This window comes from Paracoccus sp. (in: a-proteobacteria), from assembly GCF_047973135.1.
Taxonomy (GTDB): domain Bacteria; phylum Pseudomonadota; class Alphaproteobacteria; order Rhodobacterales; family Rhodobacteraceae; genus Paracoccus.
On the sequence record NZ_JBKEBL010000109.1, the window covers coordinates 1 to 8,639 of the forward strand.

9 protein-coding genes are annotated in these 8,639 nt (G+C 64.2%); 5 read left to right on the forward strand and 4 right to left on the reverse strand.

What is annotated here, in order from left to right; genetic code table 11:
* A partial coding sequence (locus ACK5L9_RS08395) for a toprim domain-containing protein (RefSeq protein WP_416911016.1) occupies positions 1 to 1,469 on the forward strand: 1,469 nt, incomplete at its 5' end.
* A gap of 762 nt (positions 1,470 to 2,231) precedes the next feature.
* Here ACK5L9_RS08395 and ACK5L9_RS08400 read toward each other — a convergent pair.
* The 3 genes from ACK5L9_RS08400 to ACK5L9_RS08410 are packed head-to-tail and all read right to left on the reverse strand — an operon-like array spanning position 2,232 to position 4,476.
* Positions 2,232 to 2,963: an SDR family oxidoreductase gene (locus ACK5L9_RS08400; RefSeq protein ID WP_416911017.1), complete on the reverse strand. Its 732-nt coding sequence runs from the start codon at positions 2,961 to 2,963 to the stop codon at positions 2,232 to 2,234.
* A gap of 7 nt (positions 2,964 to 2,970) precedes the next feature.
* Entirely contained in the window at positions 2,971 to 3,699 is a 729-nt protein-coding gene (locus ACK5L9_RS08405; protein WP_416911018.1) for an SDR family oxidoreductase, read from the reverse strand.
* 9 nt (positions 3,700 to 3,708) lie between these two features.
* Entirely contained in the window at positions 3,709 to 4,476 is a 768-nt protein-coding gene (locus ACK5L9_RS08410; RefSeq protein ID WP_416911019.1) for an SDR family NAD(P)-dependent oxidoreductase, read from the reverse strand.
* A 287-nt stretch (positions 4,477 to 4,763) separates the two neighbouring features.
* Here ACK5L9_RS08410 and ACK5L9_RS08415 point away from each other — a divergent pair, with 287 nt between their 5' ends.
* The 4 genes from ACK5L9_RS08415 (at position 4,764) to ACK5L9_RS08430 (ending at position 8,156) form a co-directional block, all read left to right on the forward strand.
* On the forward strand, positions 4,764 to 5,648 hold the full coding sequence (locus ACK5L9_RS08415; protein WP_416911020.1) for a sugar phosphate isomerase/epimerase family protein: 885 nt from the start codon (positions 4,764 to 4,766) through the stop codon (positions 5,646 to 5,648).
* Positions 5,635 to 6,858 carry an ROK family transcriptional regulator gene (locus ACK5L9_RS08420; protein ID WP_416911021.1) on the forward strand — a complete coding sequence of 408 codons (1,224 nt, stop codon included), beginning with the start codon at positions 5,635 to 5,637 and terminating at the stop codon, positions 6,856 to 6,858. The genes ACK5L9_RS08415 and ACK5L9_RS08420 overlap by 14 nt, the downstream gene beginning before the upstream one ends.
* Positions 6,855 to 7,847, forward strand: a complete 993-nt coding sequence (locus ACK5L9_RS08425) for a sugar kinase (protein WP_416911022.1) — start codon at positions 6,855 to 6,857, stop codon at positions 7,845 to 7,847. Before ACK5L9_RS08420 ends, ACK5L9_RS08425 begins: the two co-directional genes overlap by 4 nt.
* Before the next feature lie 81 nt (positions 7,848 to 7,928).
* Positions 7,929 to 8,156 carry an IS630 transposase-related protein gene (locus ACK5L9_RS08430; RefSeq protein ID WP_416911023.1) on the forward strand — a complete coding sequence of 76 codons (228 nt, stop codon included), beginning with the start codon at positions 7,929 to 7,931 and terminating at the stop codon, positions 8,154 to 8,156.
* 111 nt (positions 8,157 to 8,267) lie between these two features.
* Here ACK5L9_RS08430 and ACK5L9_RS08435 read toward each other — a convergent pair.
* Positions 8,268 to 8,639 (reverse strand): SIS domain-containing protein (locus ACK5L9_RS08435; protein ID WP_416911024.1); only part of this gene is annotated, 372 nt, incomplete at its 5' end.

Consider the following 8,639-nt stretch of genomic DNA (forward strand, 5'->3'; position numbering starts at 1 on the left):
AAAAGATCGGCGCGGCCCCCAACCGGCGCGGCACCACCGTGACCTTCCATGCCGATGAAGATATCTTCGGTCATCACCGCTTCAAGCCCGCGCGGCTGATCAGGATGGTAAAATCCAAGGCCTATCTGTTCAGCGGCGTCGAGATTCGCTGGAAATCGGAAATCGACGATGGCGAAACCCCGCGCGAGGCCGTGTTCCACTTTCCCGGCGGTCTGGCCGATTACCTGTCAGAAACGCTGAACGGCGCGACCGCCTATTCCGACCGGCCCTTTGCCGGCACGGTCGATTTCAGGGAAAAGTTCAACACGCCGGGCAAGGTGGACTGGGCGATCAACTGGACGCCGTCGCGCGACGGCTTTATCCAGTCCTATTGCAATACCGTCCCCACCCCCGAGGGCGGCACGCATGAGGCCGGGTTCTGGGCCGCGATCCTGAAAGGCGTGCGTGCCTATGGCGAAAGGGTCAGCAACAAGAAAACCGCCCAGATCACCCGCGAGGATCTGCTGACGGGGGGCTGCGCGCTGGTCAGTTGCTTTGTCCGCGAACCGGAATTTGTCGGCCAGACCAAGGACCGGCTGGCCACCTCTGAGGCACAGCGGCTGGTCGAAAACGCCGTGCGCGACCATTTCGACAACTGGCTGGCCGCCGACACGAAATCGGCGGGTGCGATCCTCGATTTCCTGGTGCTGCGCGCCGAGGAACGGCTGCGCCGCAAGCAAGAAAAGGAAACGGCCCGGAAATCGGCTACGAAAAAGCTGCGCCTGCCCGGCAAGCTGGTCGATTGTTCGACCGGCACCCGTGACGGGACCGAACTGTTCATCGTCGAGGGTGACAGCGCGGGCGGCTCGGCCAAGATGGCACGCGACAGGACCACACAGGCGCTGTTGCCGTTGCGGGGCAAGATTCTGAACGTGTTGGGCGCGGCCAGTTCGAAACTGGGATCGAATGCCGAGATCAACGATCTGTGTCAGGCACTTGGGGTCGGCATGGGCTCGCGCTTCAATGTCGATGACCTGCGCTATGACAAGGTCATCATCATGACCGATGCCGATGTGGACGGCGCCCATATCGCCAGCCTGCTGATGACATTCTTCTTCACCCAGATGCGGCCCCTGATCGACAAGGGCCATCTGTATCTGGCCTGCCCGCCACTGTACCGGCTGACACAGGGCGCGCATCGCATCTATGTCGCCGACGACGCCGAAAAAGAGCGGATGCTGGCGAAGGGTCTGGGCGGCAAGGGCAAGATCGACGTGCAGCGGTTCAAGGGTCTGGGCGAAATGGACGCCAAGGATCTGAAGGACACGACCATGAACCCGAAAACGCGCAAGCTGATCCGGGTCAGCATCGACGATGACGAAGGCGGCGAAACCGGCGATCTGGTCGAACGGCTGATGGGCAAAAAGCCGGAACTGCGCTTCGAATATATCCAGGAAAACGCCCGTTTCGTCGAGGAACTGGACGTCTGAGAACAACGGCCCTGAAGGCTGACTGTTCGTGATGGCCGAAGGCGCGGATATAGCCTGACGATTTTCTTTTGATTATGTTGTCAGGCTATAACCATTTGATCTTACGCTGATGCTGGCGACGGCTGAACGGCAGACCCGGCCCGAATCAAGCGCAAAGCGTGCCGGGCCAGCGGCAAACCGCCCGCCGGGCGATCGCTTTTACACCACCGCCGGGTATTGCCGGGGTTCGTCGTGTGACGTCACCGCCGGAGGATTTGCGTCCCGCGATGGCCGGGGGGGCTGTGCGCCCCCCGGACCCCCTGCAAAAGCCTGCGGCGGACCATCATGCACCCGGTGGCGAAGGTCGCACGGCAGATCCGGCCTCGGGTCGGCGCGGGATGCCTGATGCAAGCCATGCGGGATAACCTGCCCGGCCCGCGCATTTGCACCGGCGGCCCGGAAGGTTGACCCCTTTCGATGAGGGCCATATCCGTTCCAGCCAGCGGGCCGGCATGGCTTGCCCGTTTAATTCCGGGCAGGAACTGCGCTTCGACCCGATGCAAAAAGGGCCCTGTTACGCACAGCCGGTTTTCCGGAACGTTCTGTTCTCGGGGCCGTTGCCACGACAGACCGGCTGTGCGCGAAGCGCGCGCCCGGCCGGGCGGCAGCGGGCGGGTCGGGCTTTGCCCGGCCCGCGCCCCCTTTCCACCTGCGCAACCCTTGCCTGTCCGGCGCTCGGGCTGACACAGGCCCCGCCGGGGCCGGACAGGCGACAGGTAACGCTTAGCGCACCGAATAACCGCCATCGGTCATCAGCACCTCGCCCGTGACGATCCCCGCCTGATCCGATGCCAGATAGCGCGCTGCCGCCGCCACCTCGGACGGGCGGGCAAATCGGCCCACGGGGATATCGCGGCGGGCCTGTTCGCCCTTTTCGCCCGCCCAACCGACCAGCGCCATCGGCGTCTCTACCACTGTGGGCGCGATGGCGTTGACAGTGATGCCAAAGCCCGCCCATTCCACCGCCAGCACCCTGGTCAGCAGGTTCAGCCCCGCCTTGCTGGCCCCATAGGCCGCGTGTTCGTCGATGGCAATCACCCCCGCCTGGGACGAGATATTGATCACCCGTCCCCGACCCGAGCGTTTCAGAAAGGGCAGCGCCGCCGAGGCCATCAGCCAGGGCGCGCGCAGGTTGATGGCCATGGTCGCGTCCCAGTCGGCGATGCGGGTTTCCGCGCCCGGAAAGACGATGCCCAGACCGGCATTGTTGATCAGCACGTCGATGCCCATATCGTCGCCGATCTGCGGCACCATATCGGCAATCGCCTGCGGATCGGCCAGATCCAGCGTAAAGGCACGGTGCTGCGGGCCAAGCCCTGCGGCCAGATCGCCCGCATCCTTCACATCGACCAGCGCCAGCCGCGCACCAGCCGCCGCAAAGCACTCGGCCATGGCCTGCCCGATGCCGCCCGCCGCGCCCGTGACCAGGACGGTCAGCCCGTCGAAATCGCCCATGACCGCCTCAGACGTCGAAATTCGTCGGCAGGACGATCATGTCGCGGATGGTGACATTGCGCGGACGGGTCAGCATGTAAAGGACGGCATCGGCGACCTCGGCCGGTTCGATCAGGCTGCCGGATTCCTTTGCCTTTCTCAGGTTTTCCTCGGGCCAGTCCGCCAGCAGCGCCGAAATCACCGGACCGGGCGAGACCTGGCCCACACGGATGCCATGCTTGTTAAGCTGCCGCCGCATGGTCTGGACAAAGCAGGTGATCGCCCATTTCGAACCGGAATAGACCGGCTCCCACGAGATCGCGGAATGGCCCGCGACCGAACAGGTGACGATAATGTCGCCCGTGCCACGCCCGGTCATATGCGGAATGACGGCGTGGACGTTTTTCATCACGGCATTGACGTTCAGATTCAGCATGCGATCAATGGTGGCTGCGTCGGTTTCGGCCAGATCGCCGCCGATATAGGTGCCCGCATTGCAATGCAGGATGTCGATCTGGCCCACCTTGGCCAGTGCCTCGGGTACCATCGCCGCACAGCTTTCGGCATCCAGAAGATCGGTCACTTGCGCAACCGCGCCCTCGCCCAGTTCCGCCGTCAGCCTGTCCAGCGCGGCGCGGTCGCGGTCGGCCATGACGACCCGCGTGCCCGCCGAAATCAGCGCCCGTGTCGTCGCCAGTCCGATCCCGGATGCCGCGCCGGTGATCAGCGCGGTCTTTCCCTGCAAGCTTTCGCCCATGTCTTCCCCCTATCGTGTCAGATAACCGCCATCGGCGACCAGCACCGCGCCGGTCACATAGCTGGCCGCGTCGGATGCCAGAAACAGCGCGCAGGTCGCCATTTCCTCGGGCCGGGCAAAGCGGCCCATCGGCGTGTTCTCGGTCCAGACCTTGTTCCATTCCTCATTGGCGATCCCTCCCGCCGTCATGTCGGAAATGACATAGCCCGGCGCCAGCGCGTTCACCCGGATCCCCCGCCCGGCATATTCAAAGGCCATGACTGTGCTCATCTGATGAACCGCCGCCTTCGAGGCATTATAGGCGACCTGCAATTGCGGCGTATTGGCGACATAGCCCGAAATCGAACCGATATTGACGATGGACCCGCCACCCTGTTCCAGCATCGGCCGGACCGCCGCGCGCGCGATGCGGAACGGGGCCATCAGGTTGGTGTCCATGATCGCCTTCAGCCGCGCATCGTCGAAATCGTGGAAATCGCCGTTATCGGCGATGCCCGCATTGTTGACCAGCACATCCAGTCGGCCAAACCGGTCCAGCGTCGCCTTGACCATCAGTCCGGGCGCATCGGTATCGTTCACATCGGCCTGCATCCATGCGACCTGATCGGGATGGTCGTCCAGCAGCGCCTGCAACCCCTCGGTCCGCGACCGGCTGACCAGCATGCAGGACGCGCCCGCCTCGGTGAAAAGTTGTGCGATGGCCAGACCTATCCCGCGATTGCCGCCGGTGATCAGTGCGATCTTGCCGTCCAGCCGGAATTTTTCAAGCGTCATCATTCCCCTCCTGAGCGGGCCGCCCCGATGGGCAGACCCCGCTTTCCTTACCCCGCAATCATTCGGATGATACATTTGTAAGGACGATAATCCAGTTGTTTTTTACGACCTCCACCCCGGTTGACACGAAATTTCCGCAATATTTGTATTGACACGCAGCAAATTTGGCAGACTGTGTTGGTATTGTCGCTTTGTGACGTTGCCGCAGGGCATCGGCGGAACGGTCCGCCGCAAATCACCTGTATTTGTTGTTACAGCATACGAATGGTGCGGCATATCCGGAGGAACTTATGGGAAGGCTGGGAATTCACTCATTCGTCTGGACTGGCGGGCAGACGCAGGAAGGGCTGGAAATGGCCCTGAACAAGACCGCAGAGCATGGTTATCGCACCATCGAATTCGCCTATCTGCGCCCCGAGAAATTCGACCTGGACCGTCTGGCGCGTCTGGCGCAGTCGCTGGATGTTGAAATCGGCGTCACCATGGGCCTGCCGCTGGACAAGGACGTCTCGGCCGAGGATCCGGCGACCGTCGCCGCGGGCGAGGCGATGCTGGCCGATGCGGTGCGGGCGGTGCGCGATATCGGCGGCAACAAGCTGGGCGGCATCCTGTATTCGGCGCATACCAAATACAACCGCCAGCCGACGCAGCGCGGCTGGGACAACAGCGTCCGCGCCATCGCCCGCACCGCCGAAATCGCAAAGGCCGCGAATGTCGATCTGGTGCTTGAGGTCGTGAACCGATTTGAAACCAACCTGCTGAACACCACCGCGCAGGGCCTGAAATTCATCGACGAGACCGGATCCGACCATGTCCGCCTGCATCTGGACACGTTCCACATGAATATCGAAGAGGCGAACCCCGCCGCCGCGATCCGCCTGGCAGGTGACAGGATCGGCTATTTCCATATCGGTGAAAGCAATCGCGGCTATCTGGGCGACGGGGTCATCAATTTCGACCTGATCTTCGACGCGTTGCTGGACATCGACTATCAGCGCGACATCGTGTTCGAAAGCTTTTCGGTCGCCGTGGTGGATGAGGCGCTGTCGCTGGCCTGTGCGATCTGGCGCGACACCTGGACGGAAAACGACCCGCTGGCCGTTCACGCCATGGCCTTCATCCGCCGCAAGATGGACGAGGCCCGCCGCCGTCGCGCCACGAATGCGCGTCCCTGACGGGGCGGGCAGTTCGCCCCGCCGTATCCGGCAGCAAAATGTCACCGCCGCGCTGCAAAGCCTGCATGCCGAGGGGCGTCTCAGCCGTGCCGAACTTGCCCGCCGGTTGCGGCTGAACCGGTCGTCATTGGGCCAGATCGCCGGCGCGCTGACCCAAAGCGGACTGGTGCGCGAGGTCGAAACCCCCACCCCCGGCCGGACCGACACGCAGCGCGCCGGGCGGCCCGGAATCCTGCTGGAACTGGTCCCCGATGCTGCCTGTTTCATCGGGATCGAGATCGGGGTTGAACATGTCTCGGCGGTGGAAATCGACCTGTGCGCCCGCGTCACCCGAAACCGCAGCCTGCCGCTGGATACGACCGCGATGCCCGTGGACGAGGTCGTGGCGCAGGCGGTGGGTCTTGCCTTCAGCCCGATGGAACCGGACCGGATTGCCCGTTGCCGGGGCGTCGGCGTCTCGGCCCCGATGCATATCGGACCCGATGGCAGCGTCAGCCTTGCCCCGCTGATCGGCTGGCGCGACCTGGACCTGACGGAAATCGTCCGGGCGGCCCTGCCCGTCGGCGTGCCGGTCATGATCGAAAACGACGCCAATGCCTTTGCCTTTGGCGATGGCTATCGTCACGGCGCGGGCGGGGTCACGTTGTTCCTGCTGATGGAATCCGGCATCGGCGGGGGTATCCTGATCGACGGAAAGCTGTTTCGCGGCGGCCACGGCCTTGCGGGCGAAATCGGCCATCTGCTGATGCGCGACAGCGACCATGCCAGCCTTGAACAACTGATCGGGCGCGAGGCGCTTGTCAGCGGCTATCGCACGGCAACCGGCCGCTATGACGCGGGCCTTGCTGAACTGTTATCCGATGTCGCCGACCGCGAACCCCGCGCCGTCACCATCGCCGAGGACTGGTCGCGCCATCTGGCACGGGCGCTGGTGCAGGCATGCAGGGTACTGGATCCCGAGCGCATCGTTCTGGGCGGCTCGGTCGCGATGCTGTACCCTCTCGTCCCGGCCCGCGTCGCGGCGCATATGGCGGCGATCCGGTCCATCGACTTTCCGCTGCCCCGGATCGCGACCGACGACAATGCCGGATACGGATCCGCCTTCGGCGTGGCCTGCCTGCTGCACCAGCGCTTTCTGTCCACGGGCGGCCCGGCACCCGAGGGCGATGCCCCCGCCGGTTCCGCCGCGACGAAAGGACAACCCGAATGACCACCCTGCCCCTGTCCCCCCACACGCTTGGCCCGACCCTCACCGTCGGCGAGATCCTGGTCGAGATCATGGCAACCACCATCGGCGACGGTTTTCTGGACGCGCAACCGCTGACCGGCCCCTATCCCAGTGGCGCACCGGCGATCTTTATCGACCAATGCGGGCGGATGGGCTGCGATGCGGCAATGATCGGCGCGGTGGGGGATGACGATTTCGGGCGGCTCAACCTGGACCGGCTGCGGCGGGACGGGGTCGATGTCTCGGCCATCGCCATCGACCCCGAATTTCCGACCGGCAGCGCCTTTGTCCGCTATCGCCACGATGGCAGCCGGGATTTCGTCTATAACATCGCCACCTCGGCCGCCGCCCGCTTTGGCTGGACCGACGCCGTTCAGGCAGCCGTCGCACGCGCCGGGCACCTGCATGTCATGGGCACCGCGCTGGCCATGCCAGGCGCGCGCGAAGTGATCGACAGGGCGGTCGGCATCGTCAAGGCGCGCGGCGGATCGATTTCGGTCGATCCCAACCTGCGCAAGGAGCTGCACGACAGCGCCGGGATCGAGGACCGCTTTCACCGGCTGATTGCGCAGGCCGATCTGCTGTTGCCCTCGGGCGACGAACTGGAACGCGCCGCAGGCGTCACCGGCGAGGCCGCAGCCATCGACAGGCTGTTCCGGATGGGCGTCGGTGAGATCGTGCTAAAGCGCGGGGCGCGCGGGGCGACATGGTTCGGCCACGACACAGACGACTTGAGGGGCCGCGTGGACACGACGGCCTTTGCCGTTGATGAGACCGATCCGACCGGTGCGGGCGATTGCTTCGGCGGCGCCTATGTCGCCAGCCGCCGCCTCGGCCTGCCGGTGGAAACCGCGCTGACCTATGCCTGCGCCGCCGGTGCTCGCAACGTCACCCGGCGCGGCCCGATGGAGGGCGCAGGCACCCGCGCCGAACTGGATGCCTTCATTGCCGGCACGGAACGGCGTACCTGAGCGCATCGCGTGGGCAGCGCCTTGTCGATCCCGCGCCCTTCGGCCACTGGCAGACCCAGACCTTCGCCGGCGCGCTGCGTCATGGCCTATTCGCTTGATTTCCGCCGCCACGTCCTGTCCGTTCGCGAGAAGGAAGGGCTGACTTTTGCCCAGACCGCGACGCGTTTTTCTGTCGGGGTTGCCAGTTTGACGCGATGGGCGAAGTCGCCTGCGCCCAAGGCGACACGCGAGGGGCACCCCCGCAAAATCGATCTTTCGATACTGGCGCAGGACGTTCTGGACCATCCCGAGGCTTACCAATATAGCTGACGGAAGCCAATATGATGATCAATTGGCGCAGCATCAGCGTAAAATCAAATGGTTATAGCCTGACAGCACAATCAAAAGAAAGTCGTCAGGTATAACTCCACACCCCGCCATTCACTCTACCGTCACCGATTTCGCCAGGTTGCGGGGCTGGTCCACGTCGGTGCCTTTGGCGACGGCCGTGTGATAGGCGAGGTACTGGATGGGGACGGTATAGAGAATCGGCCGGAAGGCGCCGCCGCCAGAGGGCATTTTCAGCGTGGCGCGGGTGCCTTCGCTGCCCTCGGCGATACCTTGCTCGTCCGAAAGCAGCAGGATCTGGCCGTGGCGGGCCATGACCTCGTGCATGTTCGAGATGGTCTTGTCGAACAGCGCGTCATGCGGGGCAACCACGATCACCGGGACATCGCGGTCGATCAGGGCGATAGGGCCGTGTTTCAGTTCGCCTGCGGCATAGCCCTCGGCGTGGATATAGCTGAGTTCCTT